Annotated in this window: 31 protein-coding genes; 17 read left to right on the forward strand and 14 right to left on the reverse strand. The window is 66.8% G+C overall.

Features of this window, described 5'->3' with window-relative positions; genetic code table 11:
* Positions 1–163 precede the first annotated feature (163 nt).
* A complete protein-coding gene (locus EOW65_RS10735; protein WP_128149292.1) occupies positions 164–829 on the reverse strand; it encodes a glutathione S-transferase family protein in 666 nt (221 codons plus the stop codon).
* Positions 830–898: 69 nt separating this feature from the next.
* Entirely contained in the window at positions 899–1,111 is a 213-nt protein-coding gene (locus tag EOW65_RS10740) for a hypothetical protein (protein ID WP_128149293.1), read from the reverse strand.
* Between the two features lie 279 nt (positions 1,112–1,390).
* On the opposite strand from EOW65_RS10740, the gene ppk2 reads away from it, so the two are divergent.
* The 4 genes from ppk2 to EOW65_RS10760 all read left to right on the forward strand — a co-directional run bounded on the left by ppk2 (position 1,391) and on the right by EOW65_RS10760 (position 5,080).
* Positions 1,391–2,359 carry a polyphosphate kinase 2 gene (ppk2, locus tag EOW65_RS10745; protein WP_128149506.1) on the forward strand — a complete coding sequence of 323 codons (969 nt, stop codon included), beginning with the start codon at positions 1,391–1,393 and terminating at the stop codon, positions 2,357–2,359.
* A 195-nt stretch (positions 2,360–2,554) separates the two neighbouring features.
* Entirely contained in the window at positions 2,555–3,010 is a 456-nt protein-coding gene (locus EOW65_RS10750) for a c-type cytochrome (protein ID WP_128149294.1), read from the forward strand.
* A 67-nt stretch (positions 3,011–3,077) separates the two neighbouring features.
* Positions 3,078–3,653, forward strand: a complete 576-nt coding sequence (locus EOW65_RS10755) for a cytochrome b/b6 domain-containing protein (protein ID WP_128149295.1) — start codon at positions 3,078–3,080, stop codon at positions 3,651–3,653.
* 44 nt (positions 3,654–3,697) lie between these two features.
* A complete protein-coding gene (locus EOW65_RS10760) occupies positions 3,698–5,080 on the forward strand; it encodes an MATE family efflux transporter (RefSeq protein WP_128149296.1) in 1,383 nt (460 codons plus the stop codon).
* A gap of 169 nt (positions 5,081–5,249) precedes the next feature.
* Here the strand turns inward: EOW65_RS10760 and EOW65_RS10765 are convergent, their stop codons facing one another.
* The gene (locus tag EOW65_RS10765; RefSeq protein WP_128149297.1) at positions 5,250–5,675 is read right to left on the reverse strand and encodes a hypothetical protein; all 426 of its coding nucleotides are present in this window, start codon (positions 5,673–5,675) and stop codon (positions 5,250–5,252) included.
* 11 nt (positions 5,676–5,686) lie between these two features.
* The gene (locus tag EOW65_RS10770) at positions 5,687–6,889 is read right to left on the reverse strand and encodes a pyridoxal phosphate-dependent aminotransferase (RefSeq protein WP_128149298.1); all 1,203 of its coding nucleotides are present in this window, start codon (positions 6,887–6,889) and stop codon (positions 5,687–5,689) included.
* A 146-nt stretch (positions 6,890–7,035) separates the two neighbouring features.
* Here EOW65_RS10770 and EOW65_RS10775 point away from each other — a divergent pair, with 146 nt between their 5' ends.
* From EOW65_RS10775 to EOW65_RS10790, 4 genes are all read left to right on the forward strand, one after another.
* A complete protein-coding gene (locus EOW65_RS10775; protein WP_113899100.1) occupies positions 7,036–7,314 on the forward strand; it encodes an FAD assembly factor SdhE in 279 nt (92 codons plus the stop codon).
* A 99-nt stretch (positions 7,315–7,413) separates the two neighbouring features.
* Positions 7,414–7,917, forward strand: a complete 504-nt coding sequence (locus EOW65_RS10780; protein WP_240664643.1) for a MarR family winged helix-turn-helix transcriptional regulator — start codon at positions 7,414–7,416, stop codon at positions 7,915–7,917.
* A 99-nt stretch (positions 7,918–8,016) separates the two neighbouring features.
* Complete coding sequence (locus EOW65_RS10785) at positions 8,017–9,180, forward strand: serine hydrolase domain-containing protein (protein ID WP_128149300.1); 1,164 nt, start codon at positions 8,017–8,019, stop codon at positions 9,178–9,180.
* 12 nt (positions 9,181–9,192) lie between these two features.
* Positions 9,193–9,573 (forward strand): DUF2237 family protein, encoded by a 381-nt coding sequence (locus EOW65_RS10790; protein ID WP_128149301.1) that lies wholly within the window; start codon positions 9,193–9,195, stop codon positions 9,571–9,573.
* Here the strand turns inward: EOW65_RS10790 and epmA are convergent.
* Positions 9,549–10,613 carry an EF-P lysine aminoacylase EpmA gene (epmA, locus tag EOW65_RS10795; protein ID WP_128149302.1) on the reverse strand — a complete coding sequence of 355 codons (1,065 nt, stop codon included), beginning with the start codon at positions 10,611–10,613 and terminating at the stop codon, positions 9,549–9,551. The two genes, EOW65_RS10790 and epmA, sit on opposite strands and share 25 nt — an antisense overlap.
* 97 nt (positions 10,614–10,710) lie before the next feature.
* Between epmA and efp the strand changes: the two genes are divergently transcribed.
* Both efp and EOW65_RS10805 read left to right on the forward strand, forming a co-directional pair.
* Positions 10,711–11,280 (forward strand): elongation factor P, encoded by a 570-nt coding sequence (gene efp, locus EOW65_RS10800; protein WP_128149303.1) that lies wholly within the window; start codon positions 10,711–10,713, stop codon positions 11,278–11,280.
* Between the two features lie 66 nt (positions 11,281–11,346).
* Positions 11,347–11,799, forward strand: coding sequence for a GNAT family N-acetyltransferase (locus EOW65_RS10805; protein WP_128149304.1), 453 nt, complete (start codon positions 11,347–11,349; stop codon positions 11,797–11,799).
* A 6-nt stretch (positions 11,800–11,805) separates the two neighbouring features.
* Here the strand turns inward: EOW65_RS10805 and irrA are convergent, their stop codons facing one another.
* Complete coding sequence (irrA, locus tag EOW65_RS10810; protein WP_128149305.1) at positions 11,806–12,234, reverse strand: iron response transcriptional regulator IrrA; 429 nt, start codon at positions 12,232–12,234, stop codon at positions 11,806–11,808.
* A 174-nt stretch (positions 12,235–12,408) separates the two neighbouring features.
* On the opposite strand from irrA, the gene fabA reads away from it, so the two are divergent.
* The 3 genes from fabA to EOW65_RS10825 are packed head-to-tail and all read left to right on the forward strand — an operon-like array spanning position 12,409 to position 14,977.
* Positions 12,409–12,918, forward strand: coding sequence for a bifunctional 3-hydroxydecanoyl-ACP dehydratase/trans-2-decenoyl-ACP isomerase (gene fabA, locus EOW65_RS10815; RefSeq protein WP_128149306.1), 510 nt, complete (start codon positions 12,409–12,411; stop codon positions 12,916–12,918).
* Between the two features lie 24 nt (positions 12,919–12,942).
* Entirely contained in the window at positions 12,943–14,172 is a 1,230-nt protein-coding gene (fabB, locus tag EOW65_RS10820; RefSeq protein ID WP_128149307.1) for a beta-ketoacyl-ACP synthase I, read from the forward strand.
* Positions 14,173–14,188: 16 nt separating this feature from the next.
* Complete coding sequence (locus tag EOW65_RS10825) at positions 14,189–14,977, forward strand: enoyl-ACP reductase FabI (protein WP_128149308.1); 789 nt, start codon at positions 14,189–14,191, stop codon at positions 14,975–14,977.
* A gap of 52 nt (positions 14,978–15,029) precedes the next feature.
* On the opposite strand, the gene EOW65_RS10830 is transcribed toward EOW65_RS10825, so the two are convergent.
* Positions 15,030–15,632 carry a hypothetical protein gene (locus EOW65_RS10830; protein ID WP_128149310.1) on the reverse strand — a complete coding sequence of 201 codons (603 nt, stop codon included), beginning with the start codon at positions 15,630–15,632 and terminating at the stop codon, positions 15,030–15,032.
* Positions 15,633–15,692: 60 nt separating this feature from the next.
* On the opposite strand from EOW65_RS10830, the gene EOW65_RS10835 reads away from it, so the two are divergent.
* Positions 15,693–16,526 carry an alpha/beta fold hydrolase gene (locus EOW65_RS10835; RefSeq protein ID WP_128149312.1) on the forward strand — a complete coding sequence of 278 codons (834 nt, stop codon included), beginning with the start codon at positions 15,693–15,695 and terminating at the stop codon, positions 16,524–16,526.
* Here the strand turns inward: EOW65_RS10835 and EOW65_RS10840 are convergent.
* From EOW65_RS10840 to EOW65_RS19965, 5 genes are all read right to left on the reverse strand, one after another.
* Positions 16,501–16,929: a DUF1810 domain-containing protein gene (locus tag EOW65_RS10840; protein ID WP_128149314.1), complete on the reverse strand. Its 429-nt coding sequence runs from the start codon at positions 16,927–16,929 to the stop codon at positions 16,501–16,503. The two genes, EOW65_RS10835 and EOW65_RS10840, sit on opposite strands and share 26 nt — an antisense overlap.
* Positions 16,930–17,008: 79 nt before the next feature.
* A complete protein-coding gene (locus EOW65_RS10845; protein WP_128149316.1) occupies positions 17,009–17,638 on the reverse strand; it encodes a hypothetical protein in 630 nt (209 codons plus the stop codon).
* Entirely contained in the window at positions 17,635–17,988 is a 354-nt protein-coding gene (locus EOW65_RS10850; RefSeq protein WP_128149318.1) for a toll/interleukin-1 receptor domain-containing protein, read from the reverse strand. Before EOW65_RS10850 ends, EOW65_RS10845 begins: the two co-directional genes overlap by 4 nt.
* A 1-nt stretch (position 17,989) precedes the next feature.
* Positions 17,990–18,904 (reverse strand): FAD-dependent thymidylate synthase, encoded by a 915-nt coding sequence (gene thyX / locus EOW65_RS10855; protein ID WP_128149320.1) that lies wholly within the window; start codon positions 18,902–18,904, stop codon positions 17,990–17,992.
* A 77-nt stretch (positions 18,905–18,981) separates the two neighbouring features.
* The gene (locus tag EOW65_RS19965; RefSeq protein ID WP_164880067.1) at positions 18,982–19,278 is read right to left on the reverse strand and encodes a hypothetical protein; all 297 of its coding nucleotides are present in this window, start codon (positions 19,276–19,278) and stop codon (positions 18,982–18,984) included.
* 31 nt (positions 19,279–19,309) lie between these two features.
* On the opposite strand from EOW65_RS19965, the gene EOW65_RS10860 reads away from it, so the two are divergent.
* The 3 genes from EOW65_RS10860 to EOW65_RS10870 are packed head-to-tail and all read left to right on the forward strand — an operon-like array spanning position 19,310 to position 21,983.
* The gene (locus tag EOW65_RS10860) at positions 19,310–20,065 is read left to right on the forward strand and encodes a HupA family protein (RefSeq protein ID WP_164880068.1); all 756 of its coding nucleotides are present in this window, start codon (positions 19,310–19,312) and stop codon (positions 20,063–20,065) included.
* Between the two features lie 5 nt (positions 20,066–20,070).
* Positions 20,071–21,504 (forward strand): hypothetical protein, encoded by a 1,434-nt coding sequence (locus EOW65_RS10865; RefSeq protein ID WP_128149324.1) that lies wholly within the window; start codon positions 20,071–20,073, stop codon positions 21,502–21,504.
* Between the two features lie 50 nt (positions 21,505–21,554).
* A complete protein-coding gene (locus tag EOW65_RS10870) occupies positions 21,555–21,983 on the forward strand; it encodes a VOC family protein (RefSeq protein WP_128149326.1) in 429 nt (142 codons plus the stop codon).
* Positions 21,984–21,989: 6 nt separating this feature from the next.
* Here EOW65_RS10870 and pth read toward each other — a convergent pair whose 3' ends face one another.
* Entirely contained in the window at positions 21,990–22,703 is a 714-nt protein-coding gene (pth, locus tag EOW65_RS10875) for an aminoacyl-tRNA hydrolase (RefSeq protein WP_128149328.1), read from the reverse strand.
* 68 nt (positions 22,704–22,771) lie between these two features.
* Entirely contained in the window at positions 22,772–23,395 is a 624-nt protein-coding gene (locus tag EOW65_RS10880; RefSeq protein ID WP_128149330.1) for a TetR/AcrR family transcriptional regulator, read from the reverse strand.
* Between the last annotated feature and the right edge of the window lie 82 nt (positions 23,396–23,477).

Genomic DNA, 23,477 nt, shown 5'->3' on the forward strand with positions numbered 1-23,477 from the left:
TGGGGGGGGTGGGTGTGTGGTAGCGCCGGGTGGGGGGGGGGGGGCCCCGGGGGGGGGCGCCCCCCCCCGCGGCCCGCGGCCGCCCCCCCGGAGTATTTCGGCCAAGAAAAAGGCAGCCGGGTCGTTCCGGCTGCCGTTGCAGGCAGGGCGGGTCTGCGTGCGCCTACGCGGGCTCCGCCTCGCGTGCAGCCCACATCTTGCGGAAGGCAGGGCGGTCCTGACAGAGCCTGAGCCAGCCCGCGACGCGCGGGAAGCGCGCCATCAGCGGCGCATGGCCCTGGGCGTAGCGCAGGATTTCGGCCATGTTGATGTCGGCAACGGTGAAGCGGCCGCCGACCATGTGGCTGTGCGCGCCGAGATGGGTTTCGAGCACGGCAAGCGGCCGGTTCAGCCGGTCGACGGCGCCGGCGATCGCGCCCTCGGCACCGTCGGGCTTGCCGGCGGCAAGGGCGAACTGGATCGCGAGGGCCGGCTCCTCGATCGAGGTGGCGCCGTAAAGCGCCCATTGCGTCATCAGCGCCTCTTCGCGGGCGTCGCGCGGGCCCAGCGGGCCGCCGGCCTTCTTCGCGAGGTAAAGGTTGATCGCGAGCGACTCGGTCAGGATCAGCCCTGCGTCTTCCATCACCGGAATCGCGCCGGCGGGCGAGAGGCGCAGGAAATCGGGCGAGCGGGTGTTGAAGGGCGCGCCCGGGGCCTTCGGGTCGATCCCCTTCGCCTCGAGCCGGTAGGCCTGGATCACCGTCTTCAGCTGCCAGGGCAGGCCGAGCTCCTCGAGCGCCCAGATGTTGCGCGACGCGCGCGAGCGATAGACGCCATAGAGCGTGATCATGGCGGTTCTCCCTGTCCCTGCCTGTTCCGGAGAGGCATCCTGCCCGAAGCGGACGGGGAACGGAAGGGCTCAGGGCAGCACGTTCGTGGTCCAGCGCGTGCCGCCCATGCGCCGGATATGGGCGACGCATTTGTCGAAATGCTGGTCGTGGGGCGAGGACATCTCCTGCGTGTAGCGCATGTTCTGCAAGATGCCGACGGACCCCATCGCGGGTTCGCGGCAGGCGATGTGCCAGCGGCCCTGGGAATCCCGGCCCGCGGTGCAATAATTGCGGTCTGCCATCTTCTCCTCCTTACGCCTGGCCTGCCGGCTGGCTCCTCGCGCGTGGCAGGCGATACCCGGCAAGGGTCATCCCGGGCGCGGGAAAAGACAAGATGACCCGTCGTCGCGTCTGCCCTGCGGTTTCGTGACGGTTTCTTGACACGGGTCAAGGACAGTTTCGCTGCCCTGCGGCAAGATTGCGCCGGATCAGACGGAGGGACGCGCATGGAAGACCAGAGCATCGGCGGAACGGTGCCGGCAGCAGAACCGCAGCCGGAGCCTGCACTGACGGCAGAGCGGATGCCGGGGGCGGGAGAGACCGTCGCGGCGCCCGCCGGGGCCGAGCCCGCCGAGACTGAGCCGGGCGAGGATGCGCTGAAGGGGCCGCAGAGCTTTCCGAAACTCGACCCGAATGCGATCCGGCTGGCTTTCGAGAGCGGGAAATACCCCTATCCGCGCCGGATGGGGCGCCCTGCCTACGAGAAGGAGAAGGCGCTGCTGCAGGCCGAGCTACTGAAGGTGCAGCTCTGGGCGCAGGAGACCGGGCAGAAATTCGTCATCCTCTTCGAGGGGCGCGACGCGGCTGGCAAAGGCGGCACGATCAAGCGCTTCAACGAGCATCTCAATCCGCGGTTCGCGCGGGTCGTGGCGCTGAACAAGCCCTCGGACGAGGAGCGCGGGCAATGGTATTTCCAGCGCTATGTCAACTGGTTGCCGACCTCTGGCGAGATGGTCTTCTATGACCGCAGCTGGTACAACCGCGCGGGCGTCGAACGGGTCATGGGCTTTTGCTCGCCGACCGAATACCTCGAGTTCATGCGCCAGGCCCCGGAATTCGAGCGGATGCTCGTGCGCTCTGGGATCCGGCTTTACAAGTACTGGTTCTCGGTCACCCGCGAGGAGCAGCGCCGCCGCTTCACCGAACGCGCGAGCGATCCGCTCAAGCGCTGGAAGCTGAGCCCGATCGACCTCGCCTCGCTCGACAAGTGGGACGATTACACCGAGGCGAAGGAGGCGATGTTCTTCTACACCGACACCGCCGACAGCCCCTGGGTGATCGTGAAGTCGAACGACAAGAAGCGGGCGCGGCTGAACTGCATGAAGCATTTCCTGTCGACGCTCGACTATCCCGACAAGGATCCCGCGGTCGCCACACCGCCCGACCCGCTGCTTGTGGGCCACGCGAGCCATGTGATCCATCAGGCCGACCATATCCTTGGCGCCGCGCTGCATCCGGCAACGCGGCGGGCCACGCCGGCCAAGCCCTGACCGGGGGGACGGGGCAGGGGGCGGCGGCTTCCCGCCGCTGCTCCCGCCTTGGTTGAAATTCTCGTGAAATCCGCCTCCTGCAGGCTGGACCTGCCGCGCCGCAGCGTGGCACTTTTGAGAGGTGCGATATGTCGCGTCGGAAATGCCGCGCGGCGGCGTATGATCGGGTGCCAGCCCAACAACAGGAGTCGTTGAATGCGCAAGCTCTTTACCGTGACCCTTCCTGCCGCCATGGTCCTCGGGGCCGTCACCCTCGCGGTGGCCAGCCCGATGGAAGCCGTCGGCGCGCGCCAGACCTATTTCAAGAAACTCGGCTATGAGATGAAGAAGATGGGCGAACTCGCCAAGGCCTATGACCCGGCCGCGGCGAAGACCGAGGCGGAGGCGCTTGCCCCGCTTCTGACGAGCGATTTCAAGGAGTTCTTCCCCGAGGGCAGCTCGGTTGCCGAGATTTCGGACGACAACCGCGCGAAGCCCGCGATCTGGTCGAATTTCGACGATTTCCTGGCCAAGGAAACCGCCTTCAAGGACGCCGGTGCGGCACTGGTCGCAGCGGCCGGTGGCGAGGATGCGGGCGCCTTTGCCGCGGCCTTCGGCAAGTTCGGTGGCACCTGCAAGGCCTGCCACGACGAGTATCGCCTGCCGGAGTGACCGGAGCGCAGATCTGAAATCGGCCCGGGCGGCGGCGCCCGGGTCATCTTTTGCGACGGAGCGGATGATGAGCGACACCCCCGAGACCGGCCGGCAGATCTGGGACCCGGCGCTGCGGCTGTTCCACTGGCTGCTTGCGGTCGCCGTGATCGGCGCCTGGCTGCTCGGCCATTTCGGGCCGCTGCAGATGACCTGGCATTTCTGGCTGGGCTACACGGTGATCGGACTGCTGATCTTCCGTCTGATCTGGGGTTGCGTCGGGCCGCGCAATGCCCGCTTTGCCTCCTTCGTGAAAGGGCCGGGGGCGGTTCTCGCCTATGCCCGCACCTTGCCCGCGCGCCGCGCTGTGCATGTCACGGGGCACAATCCGCTCGGCGGCTGGTCGGTCGTTGCGCTGCTTCTGGCGCTGAGCGCGCAGGTGCTGACCGGGTTGTTCCTCGACCCCGAGGATTACATCAACACCGGGCCGCTGGCAGGCTGGGTCTCGACCGACTGGAACCGCCTTGCGCTCTCCTGGCACCACCGTCTTGCCTGGCTGGTGGCGGCGCTCGTCGCACTGCATGTCGGCGCCATCGTCTTCTACCGGCTGTGGAAGCGCGAGGACCTCGTCACCCCGATGATCACCGGCCGGCGCCGGGACTGAGCTTGCGGCTTGCCGTGCCCGGCCGGCTCGGCTAGCGTCCGCCCATGTTCTCACCGCAGGCCCAGACCCCACCGGCGCGGCTTTCCGTCGCGGCCCATGTCCGTGCGCTTCTGGCGCTCGGGTTGCCGCTTGTCGGCTCGAACCTCGCGCAGATGGCGCTGCATGTCACCGACACAATGATGCTCGGCCGCTATGGCGTGGCCGAGCTGGCCGCGGCGGTTCTGGCCTCGGGGCTGTTCTTCATCCTCTTCATCCTCGGCTCGGGGTTCTCCTATGCCGTGATGGGGCAGATTGCCGCCGCTTTGGGCGCGGGCGACGAGACCCAGGTGCGACGCGACGCGCGCATGGCGCTGTGGCTGTCGATCCTCTTCGGGCTCGCGGTGATGCCGGTGCTGGCCTTCTCGGGGCCGCTGCTGCGGCTTCTCGGCCAGGCGCCGGGGACCGCGGCCTTGGCGCAGGACTATCTGCGCGTCGCGATGTGGGGCATGGTGCCGGCGCTGATCATCGCGGTGCTGCGCGCCTATCTCAGCGCACAGCTGCGCACGCAGATGGTGATGTGGGTCACCCTCGTCGGGGTCGGACTGAACGCCGCGCTGAACTGGGCGCTGATCTTCGGTCATTGGGGCGCGCCCGAGATGGGGCTGCGCGGCGCGGCGCTGGCCTCGGTGGTGGTGCAGATCGTCACCGCGGTATTGCTGATGATCTATGCCGCCTGGCTGCCGGACCTGCGCCGCTTCCACCTGTTCCAGCGGTTTTGGCGCCCCGACTGGGAGGCCTTCCGTGCCGTCTTCCGCGTCGGCATGCCGATCGGGCTCACCGCGCTCTTCGAGACCGGGATGTTTCAAGCCTCGGCGGTGATGATGGGCTGGATCGGCACCGAGCAGCTCGCCGCACATGGCATCGCGCTCGAGCTCGCCTCGATCGTGTTCATGGTGCACATGGGGCTGTCGAACGCGGCAACGGTGCAGGTCGGGCGGGCGAGGGGCGCACGCGATTTCGCACGGCTGCGGGTGGGCGCGGCGGTGGCGCAGCTGCTGTCCTTCCTCTTCGCGCTGCTGTCGGTCGGCCTGTTCCTCGGCGCGCCGCAGCTGCTGATCGGCCCCTTCCTCGATGGCTCGAAACCCGAGGCGCTGGCGATTCTCGGCTTTGCCACCCGCCTTCTCGCGGTGGCGGCGCTGTTCCAGCTTTTCGATTCGACCCAGGTGATGGCGATGGGGCTCTTGCGCGGGGTGCAGGACACGCGTGTGCCGATGTGGGTGGCCGGCGCCTGCTACTGGCTGATCGGCATTCCGGCGGGCTATGTCCTCGCCTTCGTGCTCGGTCTTGGCGGGGTGGGGCTCTGGCTCGGCCTTGCCTGCGGGCTCGTCTGCGCGGCGACGATCCTGACCTTGCGGTTCTGGCGCGGCCCCTGGCTGCATGCGGCGTAAGGGGGGCGCTGCCCCCTCGCGGCTTGCGCCGCTCACCCCCGAGGTATTTCGGGCAAGGAGAAAGCCCCGGGCCGTCGCGAAACGGGGCCTTCCCGCTTCCAATCGCTGAAAACATCCCGGCGGTGAGCCGCGGCACGCGGCGAGGGGGCAGCGCCCCCTTCGCGCCGGTTCAGTCGGCGTCGCCCTCGGGGGACACGCCCTTCATCAGCCGCTCTGCCTTCTTGCGCACCAGAACCGTGCGCAGATCGTGCATCGCCAGCAGCAGGCTGTCGCTCACCTCGTCGAGCTGCGCCTCGCTCGCCTTGGCCTGCACCCAATGCGTGGTCAGGTTGAGGTAATCGACCGCGCGCAGGATGTCGTCGATGTCGCGCGCGGCCAGAAGGGCCACGCGCCTTGCCATCCAGGCCTCGATCTCGGCCAGGTCCTCGGGGGCAAGCCGCCGGTCGCCCTGCGGCTTGATCTCGCCGTTGCGGATGTTGACGACGGCGATCTGATCCATCTCGATCCGGCGCTGGCGGTTCTCGGTATCGACCTTGAACACCGCCGCGCCGTTCTCGCGGATGCGGAAATAGTAGTCCGGCAGATCGCCCGCCATCTCGCCCCCTGTTACTTCAGCCCTTCGCAGAAGGCCTTGATCCGCGCGCAGGCCTCGGTCAGCGCCGCGTCCGAGGTAGCGTAGCTGATGCGGAAGTTCGGCGAAAGGCCGAAGGCCGCGCCGAAGACGACGGCGACGCCGGCCTCCTCGAGCAGCGCCGCGGCGAAGGCCTCGTCGTTCTCGATGGTCACGCCACCCTTCGAGGTCTTGCCGATGCAGCCCTCGACCGAGGGGTAGACGTAGAACGCGCCCTCGGGCGTCGGGCAGGTGATGCCGGGGCAGGTGTTCAGCGCGGCGACCACCAGATCGCGGCGGCGCTCGAAGGCCTTGCGGCTTTCGATGACGTAATCCTGCGGGCCGTTCAGCGCCTCGACCGCGGCATATTGCGACACCGAGCACGGGTTCGAGGTCGACTGCGACTGCACCTTGCCCATGGCCTTGATCAGCGCTTCCGGGCCGCCCGCGTAGCCGATGCGCCAGCCGGTCATCGCATAGGCCTTGGAGACGCCGTTGCAGGTCAGCGTGCGGTCATAGAGGCCGGGTTCGACCTGCGCCGGGGTGACGAATTCGAAATCGCCGAAGGTCAGGTGTTCATACATGTCATCCGACATCACCCAGACATGCGGGTGACGCATCAGCACGTCGGTCAGCTCCTTCAGCTCCTCGCGCGAATAGGCGGCGCCCGAGGGGTTCGAGGGCGAGTTGAAGATCACCCATTTCGTCTTCGGCGTGATCGCCGCTTCCAGCTGCGCGCCGGTGATCTTGTAGCCGGTCTGCATCCGTCCCTCGACGAAGACCGGGGTGCCGCCGGCGAGCAGCACCATGTCCGGGTAGCTCACCCAGTAGGGGGCGGGGATCACCACCTCGTCGCCGGGGTTCAGCGTCGCGACGAGCGCATTGTAGAGCACCTGCTTGCCGCCGGTGCCGACGGTGATCTGCGAGGGCTTGTAGCTCAGCCCGTTCTCGCGTTCGAACTTGGCGCAGATCGCCTTCTTCAGTTCCGGGATGCCGTCGACGGCGGTGTATTTCGTCTTGCCGCTCTCGATCGCGGCGATCGCGGCGCGCTTGATGTTCTCGGGCGTGTCGAAATCGGGCTCGCCCGCGCCGAGGCCGATCACGTCGCGCCCGGCCTCCTTCAGCTCGCGGGCCTTGTTCGTCACCGCGATCGTCGGCGAGGGTTTCACGCGCGCAAGCGTGTCGGAAAGGAAGGCCATGGGAGAGCTCCGGTTTGAATCTGCCGGGTGCATCCTTTACGCCTGCCCCCGCGTGCGATCAAGAGACGCAGGCAGGGCAGGGGTTGACGCCTGCCCCGGCAAGGTGGCACAGCCCGTGACGGGTTCATGACAGGGGGGCGGCTATGATCGTCGAGACGAGCGAAGCGCGGCTGAAGCGGATGCGGATGCGCAGCTGGCGGCGCGGCACCAAGGAGATGGACCTGATCCTCGGCCCCTGGGCGGACGAGACGCTTGCCGCGCTCGACGAGGCGACGCTGACGCTGTACGACGCGCTGCTCGAGGAAAACGACCAGGACCTCTATCTGTGGGTGTCGGGGGCGCTGCCCTGCCCGGAGGTCTATGCCGAGCTGCTGGCGACCATCGCCCATTTCGCCCGCTCGCGGCATCTGAACGTGCGCGCCTGAGCCGACGGGCGGGGCGGGTTTAACGGAAATTTGTCTTTTCTTCGCGAGTCTCGATCCGGGAACGAGCGGCGGGAGAGACAGATGACCTTTCAAACCCCCATGACGACGGTGCGCGACGAGGCGGAGCGGGACTGCCCCCCGCCGGTGCTGCTTGCGGGCTATCTCGACAGCCTGTCGCTCATCGAGCGGCTGCACCGGCTGCTGCTCGACGTGATCAAGGATGAGTTCGAGCGGACCGCGGTGCTCGACATCAACCCGGTGCAGGCGCTGTTGCTGTTCAACATCGGCGAGAACGAGGTGACTGCGGGCGAACTGAAATCGCGCGGCTACTATCAGGGCTCGAATGTCAGCTACAACCTGAAGAAGCTGGTCGAGGCCGGTTACATGCACCACCAGCGCAGCGAGGTCGACCGGCGCTCGGTGCGGGTGCGACTGACCTCGAAGGGGCGGCGCATGCGCGATGCGGTGGCCGAACTCTTCTGCCGCCAGGCGCGCGGCATGGAGGCGCGCGGCGCGCTCGACCTCGCCCGGATCGAGGAGATGAACCGCACCCTGCGCCGGATGGAGCACACCTGGAGCGAGCAGATCCGCTACATCTACTGACGCGTGACTGACGCCGGGGCGGGCTTGCCGGGCCCCGGCGCGCCGTGCTTCCCTGCCTCCGGGCTGCGGGAGGGCGGCCGGCGCGGCAGGGAGGAACGGATGCGGCGGATGATGCGGATCGGGGCGCGGGTGCTGCTTGCGGTGGTGGTGATTGCCATCGCCGTGGGCATCTGGAAGCGCGAGGAAATCACCCGGCTGATTGCGGTGAACGGGCTGTTTTCGGAACAGCGGATCGTGCAGAACTTCTCGCACATGGACCGGCTGTTCCGCTCGCGCGTGCTCGATCGCGGCACCGGGCCGGTCTCGCCGCTGCCCGCGGGCGTGGCCGAACCGATCGGCCCGGTCGAGCGCGACTGGATCACCCGCCGCGCCGTCACCTCGATCGTGATGCTGCGCGCGGGGGAGATCGTGCAGGAGGACTATTTCCTCGGCACCGGGGCCGAGGATCTACGGATCAGCTGGTCGATGGCGAAATCGGTGCTGTCGGCGCTCTTCGGCACGGTGGTGGCCGAGGGCAGGATCCCCGATCTCGATGCGCAGGTGACGCAATATGTGCCGGCCCTGAAGGGCTCGGCCTATGACGGCACGACGATCCGCGACGTGCTGACCATGTCCTCGGGTGTCGCCTTCAACGAGGATTACATGGACTTCGGTTCCGACATCAACCGCATGGGCCGGGTGCTGGCGCTTGGCGGCTCGATGGATGCCTTCGCGGCCTCGCTGAAGACGCGCGCGACCCGGCCCGGCAGCCACATGCATTATGTCTCGATCGACACGCATGTGTTGGGCATGGTGATCCATGGCGCCACCGGGCGCGATCCGGTCGAACTGATGCAGGAGCGGATCATCGCGCCGATGGGGCTCGAGGCGAGCCCGGTGATGCTGACCGACGGCGAGGGCACGGGCTTCGTTCTGGGCGGTCTGAATCTGCGCACCCGCGATTATGCGCGCATCGGCCAGATGTTCCTGCAAAAGGGCTTCTGGAACGGGCGCCAGATCGTGCCGGCGGACTGGGTCGCGGCCTCGACCGCGCATCAGGCGGCGGACGGGGCGGGCTATGGTTTCCAGTGGTGGGTGCCGGTCGACAACGCCGATCACGGCGGCGACTACATGGCGCGCGGGATCTATGGCCAGTACATCTACGTGAACCCCGCGGCGGGCGTGGTGATCGCGGTGAACAGCGCCGATCGCGGTTTCGATGCCGAGGGCGTCAACGAGGAAAACCTTGCGATGTTCCGCGCCCTCGCGCAGGCTGCTCCCTGAGGGGGAGCGACGATGGAGATGGAACCTTCGGTCAACGTGCTGGGCGGGCCGCTCGAGCTGTGCTCGGGGGCGCCGCGCACCGGCTTCTTCCGCGACGGGCATTGCAACACCTGCTGGGAGGATGCCGGGGCGCATACCGTCTGCGCGGTGATGACGCCCGAGTTCCTCGCCTGGTCGAGCTATGTCGGCAACGACCTCGTCTCGCCGCGGATCGAGTTGGGCTTCACCGGGCTGAAACCCGGCGACCGCTGGTGCCTGTGCGCGGAGCGCTTCCTCGAGGCGCATGACGCGGGCTTTGCGCCGCCCGTCGTGCTCGAGGCGACGCATGCGCGCACGCTCGAGCTGGTGCCGCTCGAGGTGCTGCGGCTTTATCGGGTGCTGTCGCCGTTCTGAGCCGGATCGGCGACCGGGGTCCAGAGCACATCCTCGATCCGCGGCGCCGAGGTGGCCAGCATCACCAGCCGGTCGAAGCCGAGCGCGATGCCGCTTGCCGCGGGCATCTGGGCGAGGGCGGCGAGGAAATCCTCGTCGATCGGGTAACGCTCGCCATAGATCCGGGCCTTCTCCTCCATCTCCAGCTCGAAGCGGTGGCGCTGTTCGGCGGCATCGGTGAGTTCGCCGAAGCCATTCGCCAGCTCGACCCCGCAGGCATAGAGCTCGAGCCGCTCGGCAACGCGGTCGTCATCGGGGGCGGGGCGGGCAAGTGCCGCCTCGGCCGCCGGATAGCGGTCGAGGATCGTGGCGCGGCCATGGCCGAGATGCGGTTCGACCTTCTCGACCAGCACCTTCGACAGCATCAGCGACCAGGTATCGTCGTCGCCGACGCCGATCCCCACGGCCCGGCACTGCGCGCGCAGGGCTTCGGCGTCGGTCTCGGCGCCGCGGCAGGTGGCCAGCAGGTCGATGCCGGCGTGGCGGGCAAAGGCCTCGGCCACGCTCAGCCGCTCGGGCTCGGCGAAGGGATCGCAGTCGATGCCGCGATAGCGGAACACCCGCACCCCCGCCGCCTCGGCGGCCAGCCGCAGCATCGCCGCGCAATCGGCCATCAGCACGGTGTAATCCTCGCCCACCCGATACCATTCGAGCATGGTGAACTCGGGGCTGTGGCGGCTGCCCCGCTCGCGGTTGCGCCAGACATGGGCGAAGGCGAAGATTCGCCGCTCGCCCGCCGCGAGCAGCTTCTTCATCGCGAATTCCGGCGAGGTGTGCAGATACATCGGATGCGGCAGCCCGTCATTGCCGATCGCGGTGGTGGTGAAGGCGTGCAGATGCGCCTCGTTGCCGGGGCTGATCTGCAGGGCCGAGGGATCGACCTCGATGAAGTCGCGCGCCTCGAGCCAGTCACCGATCGCGCGCCGGGTCCGGTTGCGCGCGAGCAGGATCGGGCGGCGGTCGGCATGCCGTTCGGCGTTCCACCACGGGGTCTCGGACATGTTCTGTGGCTTTCGACTGGAAATTCCGTTGCGGATGGTTTAGGCGCTCAGCCATCCGGGCGCCAGAGCCTGCCTTCTACAACCAGGGACCGCAATCATGGCCAAAGTCATCGCCTCCTCGATCCGCAAGGGCAACGTCCTCGATATGGACGGTGTTCTCTATATCGTTCTCACCGCCGAAAACGTTCACCCGGGCAAGGGCAACTCGGTGACCCAGGTCGAAATGCGCCGCATCTCGGACGGGGTGAAGGTGTCGGAGCGCTGGCGCACCGTGGACAGCGTCGAGAAGGCGCATGTCGACGAGGCCGAGTATGACTTCCTCTACGAGGACGGCGAAGGCTATCACTTCATGAACCCCGAAACCTACGACCAGATCGCGGTGAGCGAGGATGTCGTGGGCGACGCCAAGGTCCACCTGCGCGACGGCATCCGGGTGTGGATGCTGACCCACGAGGGCGTGGCGCTGTCGATCGAGCTGCCGCAGAAGGTCACCGTCGAGGTCGAGGACACCGAGCCGGTGGTCAAGGGCCAGACCGCCTCGTCCTCCTACAAGCCCGCGACCTGCACCGGCGGCATCCGCGTGATGGTGCCCCCGCATATCGGCGTCGGCACCAAGATCATCATCAACACCACCGACAACTCCTATGTCGAGCGCGCCAAGGAGTGATCCTTCGTCCCGACCCGGTTTGAAAGGCGCCCCTCGGGGCGCCTTTCGCGTTTTCCTGAGGCTTTCATGGAACAGATCCTTCTGCGCCCGGCCCATGCGGCCGACCGCGCTGCCATCGCGCAGATCTGGCACGCAAGTGCGGGCCACGGCGGGGCGCCGAACCTGCCTTCGCCCGAGTTCCTGCTTGCACGGGTCGCGGGCGCGCTCGGCACGCTCTGGCCCGAGGTAACGGTGGCCGAGGAGGCGGGCGAGATCGTCGCCTTTCTGGCGCTGGCACCGGAGCGGCGGGTGCTCGAGGAGATCTTCGTGCGGCCCGACCGGATCGGGCAGGGCCTTGGCCGGCGGCTCCTCGATCTGGCAAAGCAGCGCATGCCCGCGGGGTTCACGCTGTACACTTGGGCGCAGAATGCCCCGGCGCGCGCGTTCTACGAACGTGCCGGGCTGGTGCTGACGCAGGAAGGGCGACATCCGGAGCGCGGCCATCCGGTCGTGCATTACGCCTGGGTACCTGCGAATTGAGCCGCGTCAGCCCTTGCGGCGCAGCCGGATCACCACGTCGACGCGGCTGATCTCGGTGCCGGCGGGCGGCTCGGGCAGGCGCGCGATTTCCAGTTCCTCGGGCGAGGCATCCGACAGGCGGTTGTCGTCTTCCCAGAAGAAATGCGGGTGATCGTCGATCCGGGTGTCGAAATAGCTGCGGGTGCCGTCGACGGTGATCTCGTGCATGATCCCGGCATCGCAGAAGGCGCGCAGCGTGTTGTAGACAGTGGCGAGCGATACCTTTTCGCCCGCCTCGAGCACCGCGGCATAGAGGCTTTCGGCGGTGACATGGCGGTTCAGGCCGTCACCCACCAGCAGCGACGCCAGCGAAAGCCGCTGCCGCGTCGGGCGCAGCCCGCCCTCGGTCAGCCAGCGCTGACCTCGCTCATGTGCAAGCATCGATGTCACGGTCATGTCTCCAGAGCCAATCTATATTGCACGAAAGCCGAGGCTTTCAATGGGCAATCGGTGCCGGGTGGGGGCTTGCGGCCTGCACCGGGGGGGGCACCTGCGGCAGGGCCGGCCCTTGCACGTGGGCCTGCGCGGGTGATAGAGGGGAGGGACAAACCACTGGGGGGACACGTGTCGATGGCTGGCTTTCCGACGAGCTTCGGGAAAGAGGATCTGCTGAAATGCGCGCGCGGCGAGCTGTTCGGGCCGGGCAATGCCCAGCTGCCGGCGCCGCCGATGCTGATGATGGACCGCATCACCGAGATCTCGGCCGATGGCGGGTTGCATGGCAAGGGCCATGTCGTCGCCGAATTCGACATCACTCCGGATCTGTGGTTCTTCGACTGCCATTTCCCGGGCAACCCGATCATGCCCGGCTGTCTCGGCCTTGACGGGTTGTGGCAGCTGACCGGCTTCAACCTCGGCTGGCGCGGCTGGCAGGGGCGGGGCTATGCGCTTGGCGTCGGTGAGGTGAAGCTCACCGGCATGGTGCGCCCCGATCGCAAGATGCTGACCTACAAGGTCGATTTCACCAAGGCGCTGCAGACCCGCCGGCTGACCATGGGCGTCGCCGACGGTATCGTCGAGGCCGATGGCGAAGTGATCTACATCGTCAAGGACATGAAGGTCGCGCTCTCTGAGAGCTGACCCCCGAACACTGAGGAGGCCACCATGCGCCGCGTCGTCATCACCGGTCTGGGCATCGTCTCGCCGATCGGCAATTCCGCCGATGAAGTCACCGCCAGCCTGAAGGCCGGCCGCTCGGGCATCGTCTTCGCGCCCGATTACGCCGAGCACGGCTTCCGCAGCCAGGTCAAGGGCGAGCCGAAGATCACGCTCGAGGACCATATCGACAAGCGCAACCTGCGCTTCATGGGGCCGGGCGCCGCCTATGCCTTCCTGTCGATGGAGCAGGCGATCGCCGACGCCGGGCTTGAAGAGAGCGACGTGTCGAACCCGCGCACCGGGTTGATCGTCGGCTCGGGCGGACCCTCGACCTCGAACTTCTTCGAGGCGCATCAGATCGTCATCACCAAGGGCGCGCCGAAGCGCATGGGGCCGTTCATGGTGACGCGCTGCATGTCCTCGACCGCCTCGGCCTGCCTCGCCACGCCCTACAAGATCAAGGGTGTGAACTATTCGATCACCTCGGCCTGCTCGACCTCGGCGCATTGCATCGGCAACGGCGCCGAGCTGATCCAGATGGGCAAGCAGGACATCGTCTTCGCCGGCGGCGGCGAGGAGTTGCACTGGACGCTCAGCTGCCTGTTCGACGCGATGGGGGCCATGAGCTCGAAATACAACGACACGCCCGAGACCGCGAGCCGGCCGTTTGACGTGACGCGCGACGGCTTCGTCATTGCGGGCGGCGGCGGCATCGTGGTGCTCGAGGAGCTCGAGCATGCGAAGGCGCGCGGCGCGAAGATCTATGCCGAGCTCACCGGCTATGGCGCCACCTCGGACGGCTACGACATGGTTGCGCCCTCGGGCGAGGGCGGCGAGCGCTCGATGCGGCTTGCCCTCGGCACCCTGCCCGAAGGCCGCAAGATCAGCTACATCAACGCGCATGGCACCTCGACCTCCGCGGGCGACGTCACCGAGATGGACGCCGTGCGCCGCGTCTTCGGCGAGGGCTCGGTGCCGCCGGTCTCTTCGACCAAGTCGCTCACCGGCCACAGCTTGGGCGCGACCGGCGTGCATGAGGCGATCTATTGCCTCCTGATGATGCAGGGCGGCTTCATCACCGCCTCGGCCAACATCACCCAGCTTGACCCGGCGATCCGGCCCGAGGAGATTGCCACCTCTCTTCGCGAGAACGTGGAGTTCGACTCGGTGCTGTCGAACAGCTTCGGCTTCGGTGGCACCAATGCGACTCTGGTGATGAGCAAATATCGGGACTGAACGGGACAGGCAGGACATGGCGGAGTTGATGAAGGGCAAGCGCGGCCTGGTGATGGGGGTCGCGAACGACCGCTCGATCGCCTGGGGCATCGCGTCGGCGCTGGCGGCGGAAGGGGCGGAACTTGCCTTCTCCTATCAGGGCGAGGCATTCGGCAAGCGGGTGGAGCCTCTGGCGGCTTCCGTCGGCTCGTCGTTGCTCGTCGATGTCGACGTGAACGACGACGCGAGCCTTGATGCCGCCTTTGCCCGGATCAAGGAGGAATGGGGCACGATCGATTTTCTGGTCCATGCCATCGCCTATTCCGACAAGCACGAGCTGACCGGGCGGTTCATCAACACCAGCCGCGAGAACTTCAAGAACTCGATGTGCATCTCGGTGTTCAGCTTCATCGACGTGGCGCGCCGCGCCGCCGAGCTGATGCCCGAGGGCGGCTCGCTGGTGACGCTGACCTATGGCGGCTCGAACCGGGTGACGCCGTTCTACAACGTGATGGGCGTGGCGAAGGCGGCGCTTGAATCCTCGATGCGCTATCTGGCGAACGACCTCGGCCCGCAGGGGATCCGGGTCAACGCGATCTCGCCCGGGCCGATGAAGACCCTCGCCGGAGCCGCGATTGGCGGTGCGCGCAAGACTTTCCGCCACACCGAGGCGAACAGCCCGCTGCGGCAGAACGCGACGCTCGAGGCCGTGGGCGGCACCGCGGTCTGGCTGTGCTCGGACTATGGCGCGTGCTCGACCGGCGATATCGTGATGGTCGATTGCGGCTATCACGTGCTCGGCATGCCGCAGCCCGACAACCTCTGAGCCGGAAGGCGCACGATGCGAGGGCCCCTTCGGGGGCCCTTTTCGTTGCGGGTCAGTCCTTCGCGGGCGGCTCGGCCGCGCGCAGTTCGCGCCGCAGCCGGGGCGTTTCCTTCTGGAACGCCTCGGCATCGCCGAAATCGCAGAACTCGCCGTAATAGCCATGCGCGCCCTTCATCCGCCGCGCATGCTTGATCGGGCACCAGTATTTCTCGGTCCGCGCCGCCACCTCGCGGACATAGGCGATGACGCCGTTGCCATAGCTGCAATACATGCAGTTCAGCTTCTGGAGCCCGTTCAGATAGGCAAGGTGGTGGCGGTCGATCACCACATGGTCGCGCCGGCGCACCTTCTGGATGCCGTAGACCGGAAAGCAGATCGTCTGATAGATCGTCACGAACAGGTCGAGCAGCGCGAAGGGGATCACCACCGCATAGATCAGCGGTGCGGTCAGCACGACCAGCGGCCGGGTGCGGCGCAGGAACAGCCACAGGTTGACGCGCGCATGGCGATGCGCCTCGCGCACGCCCTCGCCGAAGACCACCCGCCCGCGGTCGAGGTGATAATTCAGCCGTTCGCGCCGGCTTTCCCATTCCGCCTCGATCTGCGCCTCGAGCTCCGCGAGGCGCGCCTGCATCTTTTCCAGCGTCTCGGGCATGGTCTTCTCCCTCTTTCTCGCTAAGGTAGCGGGGCAGGGGCCGGTGCCAAGAGGGAAAACATGACCGAAGTTCAGTTCTTTACCGCCGATGACGGGGCGCGGATCGCCTATCGCGACGAGGGCGAGGGGGCGGCGGTGCTGGCTCTGGCGGGGCTCACGCGCACCGGACGCGATTTCGACTATGCGATGCCGGCGCTGGCGGGCTGCCGGGTGATCCGGATGGATTACCGCGGCCGCGGCGACAGCGCCTGGACGGGCGCCGAAACCTACACCGTGCCGCGCGAGGGGGCGGATGCGCTGGCACTGCTCGACCATCTCGGGCTGGCCTCGGCGGCGATCCTCGGCACCTCGCGGGGCGGGCTGATCGGCATGTATCTGGCCGCCGTCGCGAAGCCGCGCGTCACCGGGCTGTGCCTGAACGACGTCGGCCCGGCGCTGGAAAAGGACGGGCTGATGAAGATCTTCGCCTATATCGGCCGCAACCCGGTGGCGCAGACCTTCGGCGAGCTGGCGGCGAAACTGCCTTCGGTGATGGCCGGGTTCGAGGGCGTGCCGGCAAGCCGCTGGCGCGAGGAGGTCGAGCGCCATTACCTCGAGACGCCCGAGGGGGTGACGATCAACTATGACCCGGCGCTGCGCGATGCCTTCGTCTCGGCCTTCCCGGCCGATGGCAGCGTGCCCGAGGCCTGGCCACTGTTCGACGCCTGCGAGGGGCTGCCGCTTGCGCTGATCCGCGGCGCGAATTCCGACCTGCTGGGTGCGGGGGCCGCGGCCGAGATGCGCCGCCGCCGCCCCGACATGATCTTTGCCGAGGTGCCGGGCCGCGCCCATATCCCCTTCCTCGACGAGCCCGAGGCGGTCGCGGTGCTCAGGGACTGGGCGGCGCGGCTGTGAGTGCGGCGCGGGTGAGCGGGCAGCGCGCACCGGCATAGAAGGTATCGAGGAGGCGCGCGAAGACCGGCTCGCGCCCCTCCGCGGCCGCCTCGAAGAGCGTGGCGCAGGAGCGCAGCTTCAGCGCGTCGACGGGGCCCATGATGTCCTCGATCGGCGTGCCCGGGTGGGTGAGCACCGCCTCGGCCGCCGCGATCAGGTTCGCGCGCAGGGTGGGATCGGCCAGATAGGCGCGCGCCTCGTCGAGATCGCGCAGCCCATACTCGATGGCCCGCGACGAGCGGCCGAGGGCGGCGAGCTGTGGGAAGATCCACCAGATCCAGTGCGTGAGCTTCCGCCCCGCGCGGAGTTCGCGCAGGGCAATCGGCAGGTCACGGGATTGCGGGGCGTGGAAGCGGTCGGGCATGGGGGCTGACTCAATTGGCTTCATATTTAAGGGGATATACAGCTACCCATTCCGTCCATGGTTAAACGGGGGCTGATGGTTAAGTGTTCCTTGGTGTTTTGAGATCCAGACTTCTTCCGGAGGGTGGCCCCTCATGCATTATCCTGTTTTCAATCATGTGGGACGCTTCTCTGAATAAAAAATAGAGGTCTTTTGATTCGGGAAGGTCTCTAATGATAGGGGAATCCCTCTGCATTATTTCCAAAAGATCGCGCAACTTCCTATGTGCGGAAATTTTTCGGGCTTTGCTATTTTCCTCCAGATCTCTGTTTATATCTAGGAGAACCTCAGATATCCACGGGGCGTCATCTCTGAAAAATCCCGCGAGCATGGGGAGGAATATTGATGAGCTCGCTTCGCTGTGTCCCAGCTCCATTATCCTAAACATCATTTTCGGATTCTGTCGAGGCCGTCTCGCTGAGTTGAGAGAGCCATCTTGTTGAGATAAGGAAATCTCGCGAAACTTGTTCTCCAAAGAGCGCACGGTTGCCACGAGCTCTTCCAGAACTTGGGACTGCGTCCTTTTGCTTTTTTCAGATGTTTCCTTTGCTGGGACTTTCTTTAGGTCGTCTTCGAATGTTGCCCACAAGGGGTCGAAACGCTTGCTGAGCACCTCGTCTGAAGTCGGATTATCAGAGTGCTTATTGATTGATATTACCACCTCCCTCATCGAGTCCTTTTCAAGTTTTTTGCTTGAAACTGAGCTAGAGGTCCGGAGATATCGCTGAAATCAAGGTCGAACAGGAGCGGGATAACTCGCGCATCTTGCATTGATTTTGAAAGTGCTCCCGACTCAAATAAGATCCAGTCCGCATTCAGATTTTCGGGTGTGATGCAAATTATCCCAAAGTTAGCGGCTTCGAGCTCCCCTGCTACGGACTGGGCCCAACGTTCACCTGCAGAAATATCTTTGTCAGAAACCCATGGCTCAATCCCTTCTAAGATGATTGGAAGCCAGTCTTTTAGTGCTGTTGCGACTGCTCTGCTGCGAGTGCCGCTCCAGCTGATAAATACTTTCATTTTACCCCCACACCCCCACAAATTCCCGCCACTCGCCCTTGCTCATGCCGGACGTCTCCTGCGTCACCGCTTCCCCGGCCAGCCGGCGTTTCAGCACCTCGACCGCCTTGCCCGACAGGCTCACCCCGCCCAGACGGTAATCCTCGAAGGCCTCGTAGGCGCTCGGCACCCAGTCCTTGACGATCGCGCACATGGTCTCGGCATAGACCCGGATCTCGTATTGCGCATGGGTATCGGCGCGCAGGCGCAGGAAGTGGAAGAGGTTGTGCAGGTCGATCTTCCAATACCACTGCGTGTAGATGTTCGCCGGCAGGTTCATCCGCGCAAGTTCGCGCGCAAGGCCCAGCTTGCCGGCCCCGGCGTCGGGCGTCAGCATGTCCTCGTAATGGTCATAGCTGCGCATCGCGTCCTCGCGCAGCAGGTCGAGCACGCGCGCGGCCTCGGCCCCTTCCAGCACCTGGCCGCGGCCCTGGTTGTTCACGGTGGACTGCGCGGCGAGCTGTTCGGGCGCGGGGATGTAGAACTCGCGGTCGAGGATCGAATAGCGCGCCGAATATTCGTTCACGTTGGCGGTGCGGTGGCGGATCCATTGCCGGGCGACGAAGACCGGCAGCTTGACGTGGAACTTGACCTCGCACATCTCGAAGGGGGTCGAGTGCCAGTGCCGCATCAGATAGCGGATCAGGCCGCGGTCGTCGCTGACCGCCTTGGTGCCGCGGCCGTAGCTGACGCGCGCCGCCTGACAGATTGCCGCGTCGTCGCCCATGTAGTCGATCACCCGCACGAGGCCGTGGTCGAGCACCGGATGCGCGGTGTAGAGATGCGCCTCCATCCCCGGGGCGGTGGCGCGCAGGGTGGGGGAGGCGGTGGCGCGCTGTGCGGCGATCTCGGCTTCCTGTTCGGGGGTGAGCGGCATGGGGTCCTCCGGGGATAGATTCGTCCCGGACTATATCTGGCGGGGCGGGCGCGCGGAACCGCGACATGATGCGGCGGTCACCGCAGGTGTCGTCGCCGGGTCACGACGAGGCTCCACAGCTCGCGAAAACGTGTGCCTGAATTGACTTTCCGGGGCCGCTTCGGCACCCTGCCCGGCGAGGCAGGCTCATAGAAAGATTCCATAATGTTCAGGTTCGTTTTGCCGCTTGCGGCAGTTCTGATGATTTCGGCATGTGGTGGGGCGGCCGTGGTCGGACCGGCGGACGGTGGAACGGATGGCGGCAGCACGGACAACGGGCCGATCACTTCGGCCACCGGTATCCCCGCCGCTCTGCGGGTGAACGTGAATGCCATCGCTTATGATCCCGCGGCCCAGACCCTGAACGTGCAGATTGCGTCTCTCGATTCGACGCCGACAACCGTGCAGTATCGCCGCACCGCCGCGCTCGACGTGGCCGGCTATCAGGCCTATTCGATGCAGGAAGACGCGCTCGACCGGCTGTTCATCGCGCTCGCTGCGCAGTCGCCCGACGGTTCAGTCTCGGCCACGACGGTGGCGGACGGTGGCCAGTTCAACAAGTATTTCGCTGGCGGTGTCTATACCCGCAAGGGCGCCTTCGAGCGGCCCGAGATCGGCACCGGGCCGGGCGCCGGTCAGGTGTCCTATGCCGGCAACTATGCCGGGTTGCTGAACGGTGGCATCTCGCAGGGGGATCCGACGAGCGTGCTTCTGCCGACCGAGCCGGGCACCGATCCGTCGCTGCTGCCGGCGCAGTCGGCGCGCGTGTCGGGCAACATCTTCCTGAACGCGAACTTTGCCGACAACAGCGTCAACGGCTCGATCTACAACCGGATGGTGGTGGACACGAATACGGCGTTGAGCGACGTGATCCTCGTAGCGACCGATATCACCGAGAACGGCACCTTCGAAGGCGGCGCGGAAGATCCCGACAAGAACCCGGTCGGGGCCTATGGCGGCGCTTTCGGCGGGCGCGGAGCGAATTCGGTGGCGGGGCTGGTGCACCTGACCGAGGTCATCCGAGACGTTACCGACGAGCAGGAACATGGCGTCTTCGTGCTGTCGCGCTGCGGTGGCCCGAATGATCCGGGTGGTGTCTGCTCGCAGACCGCGCCGCGCTGACCGCGATGGTCCGGCGTGCGCTCCTGCGGCCCGGCCTTCTGGCCGGGCTGTTTGCCGCGGTTCTCGCCGCGAGCGCCGCGGCGCAGGCCCCGCAGGTCCGGGTTCCGGTCGATCAGGCGACGATCCCGCAGCTCGAGGTTGCGGCGTCGCAGCTTGCCGCGGCGGGGCGCACGGCCGAGGCGCTGCAGCTGGCCGAAGTGCTGTTGCTGCGCGATCCGAAGAACCCGCTCGCGCATTTCATCGTCGGCCAGATCACCTTCCGGGCGGGCAATACCGAGACCGCGCGCCGTGCCGCGCGGGCGAGCTTCGACAGTGCCGAAACGGCGCGCCAGCATTACGAGGCCGCACGCCTGGCCGCGCAGGTCGCGCTTGCCGACCGGCGCTGGTTTGCGGCGCAATACTGGGCGCGTCACACCATTCAGTATGCGCCGGACGCGAGACACCGCGCCGTGGCGGTCGAGGATTTCCGCCACCTGCGCGCCGACAATCCCTGGGACGGCCGGCTGCGCTTCGGCATCAAGCCGTCCGACAACGTCAATGGCGGCGCTGACGGGCGCACCAATGTGATCGACGGCTACGATGCGGTGGGCTGGCTCAGCGGCGATGCGATGGCGCTGCGCGGGGTCGCCGCCACGCTGAATGCCGATGTCAGCTATCGCCTTGCGCGCGATGCGGCGAGCGAGACCCGCCTTGGCGCCGTGGCCTATGCCCGCGCGGTCGAGCTTGCCGGGCGGCCGCAGATGGTGCCGCCCTATCTGCCGGGAACACCCGCGCCCGATCCGGTCGAGATCCACAATTCCGAATTCTCCTCGGCAGCGCTTGGCATGATGCTGGTTCATGCCCGGCGCCTCTCGGCCGATCTGACCGGCCGCGGCCAGATCGAGTTCGGCCGGTCCTGGCAGGGCGGACGGCCGAATTACGATTACGGTCAGCTGCGCGCCGACCTGATGCGCAGCCTGGGACGAAGCACCATGCTGAGCTTCGGGGCCTCGTTCGAGCGGCGCGAGTGGGTGGATTCGTCGCGCGACGATTTCCTGCGCGCGCTCAATTTCGGCATGAGCCGCGGGCTCGCCGGCGGCACGCTCGGCTTCGGGGTTTCGGCGAGCGAGCTTGACAGTTCGAGCGCGATGGCCCGGTCCTGGGCGGTGTCGGGATCGGTCAGCTACGAGTCGGGCTGGACCCTCGGCCCGGTGCATCTGAGCCTCGGTGCCGGGCTCGCGACGACGGTCTATCCCGACTATTCGATCGCCGGGATGCGGCCGGCGGGCGGGCGGCAGGATGACATGGCCTGGGCCGAGCTGGGCCTGTGGTCGCCGAAGATCGGCTATGCCGCCTTCACCCCCGAGCTGAAGCTGCAGGCGCTTGGCGTCACGAGCAACGTCAGCCGCTTCACCCGCAGCGAGGTTTCGGTGGCGCTTGGCTGGCGCTCGGCATTCTGACTGGACAGGCGGGCGCCGCGCCTTAGCTTCGGCACGACAGGAGGTGAGACATGAAAATCCGTTATCTGCATACCATGGTCCGGGTGCTCGACCTTGAAAAGAGCATGGCCTTCTTCGAGCTTCTGGGCCTGAAGGAAACGCGCCGGATCGACAACGAGGCCGGTCGCTTCACCCTCGTCTTCATGGCCCCCGAGGGGCAGGAGGAGTGCCCGGTCGAGCTGACCTGGAACTGGGACGGGGACAGCGGCCTGCCGTCCGACAGCCGCCATTTCGGCCATCTCGCCTATGGCGTCGAGGACATCTATGCGATGTGCGAAAAGCTGCAGGCAGCCGGGGTGACGATCAACCGTCCGCCGCGCGACGGCCACATGGCCTTCGTGCGCTCGCCCGACAACATCTCGATCGAGTTGCTGCAGATCGGCGAGGCGAAGAAGCCGGCTGAGCCCTGGCTCAGCATGCCCAACACCGGGACCTGGTGATCCGGCTCAGCGCTTGAAGCGATCAGCGAGCTTTTCCAGCGGTGTGCGGGGGTCTTCCCCCGCCGCCGCCGTCCCCGCCGCCGCTTCGGGTGCGGGTTTCGCGGTGGCCGCGGCCTCGGTCTTCGGGGCTTTCGTGCCGGCCGAGCTGCGCGGCGGCGCGGTGCGCAGCGACACCGCGTTCAGGAAGCGGCTCTCGTCGCCTGCGGCAAGCGCCGGCGCCCCGTCCGAGATCCCGCGCAACAGGTCATCGAGCCACGTCTGTTCCGCCTTGGCAAAGTCGGCCAGCACGTAATTCGCCACCCGCGCCTTGTCGCCCGGATGGCCGATGCCAAGCCGCACCCGGCCATAGGCCTCGCCCAGATGCGCATGGATCGAGCGCAGCCCGTTGTGGCCCGCATGCCCGCCGCCATGCTTGAGCCGGCACTTGCCGGGGGCAAGGTCGAGCTCGTCGTGGAAGACGGTGATCTCCTCGAGCGGGATCTTGTAGAAATCCGCCGCCGCCCGCACCGAGCGCCCCGAGTCGTTCATGTAGGTCTCGGGTTTCAGCAAGATCACCCGGGTCGAGCCGAAGCGCCCCTCGCTGACCTGGCCGTGATAGCCCTTGCGCCAGGGGCCGAAGCCGTGGTCCGCGGCGATCCGGTCGACGGCCATGAAGCCGATGTTGTGCCGGTTGCCGGCGTATTTCTCGCCCGGATTGCCGAGCCCGACCCAAAGCTTCATGCGCGTTCTCCTTTCGCGCCTTCTAGCCCGGTCGGGAGCCGCGTTCCAGCCCCGGCAGGGACGGGGCCTCAGGCGGGCGTGCCGAAACGGGCGCGAAAGCGGGCGATCTCGCGCTGCTCGGGCGGGCGGCCGGTGTAGATCTCGACATAGTTCGGGATGCGGGCGAGGCGGGTCTCGAGGTCTTCGGCGACCTGCATCGAGATATAGCCGATCTGCACCAGATAGATGGTGCGGGCGCGGACGTCGGCATCTTGCGGCGCATGGCCCCAGCGGGCGAGCATCGCGCCAAGCGCCGCCAGCCGCTCGGCATCGGCGGCGCGCAGCCGCGCCATCATCGCCGGATCGGCCAGCGCCCAGCCCCGCACCGCGAATTCGAGCCGCGCGTCGAAGGTCGCGGGGCGCAGGAAGCAACCGATCAGGGTCAGCATCGCCTCGGTCTCGGTCTCGGCATAGTCGCGGCTTGCCGCGATCAGCGGCCGGGTGGTGGTCGCCTCCCACCGCTCGGCGAGCGCCGCCAGCAGCGCCTCGCGGCTGTCGAAGAACCAGTAGAAGCTGGTGCGCGCAAGGCCGAGCCCGCGCGCGAGTGGCTGGATCTTCACCGCGTCAATGCCGCCCTCGATCAGCGCCGCATAGGCCGCCGCGAGCCAGCCCTCGCGCGAGCCGCGCGCTGTGCTTTCGCTGTCATCCGTCATGCCCGCATCCTAGGCGATCGCGGCGCGCGCGACAAGAATGCGTTCACTGGTGAACGCGAATCTTGACACATATGAACAGACC

This window comes from Paenirhodobacter ferrireducens (assembly GCF_004022265.1).
Taxonomy (GTDB): Bacteria; Pseudomonadota; Alphaproteobacteria; order Rhodobacterales; family Rhodobacteraceae; genus Rhodobacter; species Rhodobacter ferrireducens.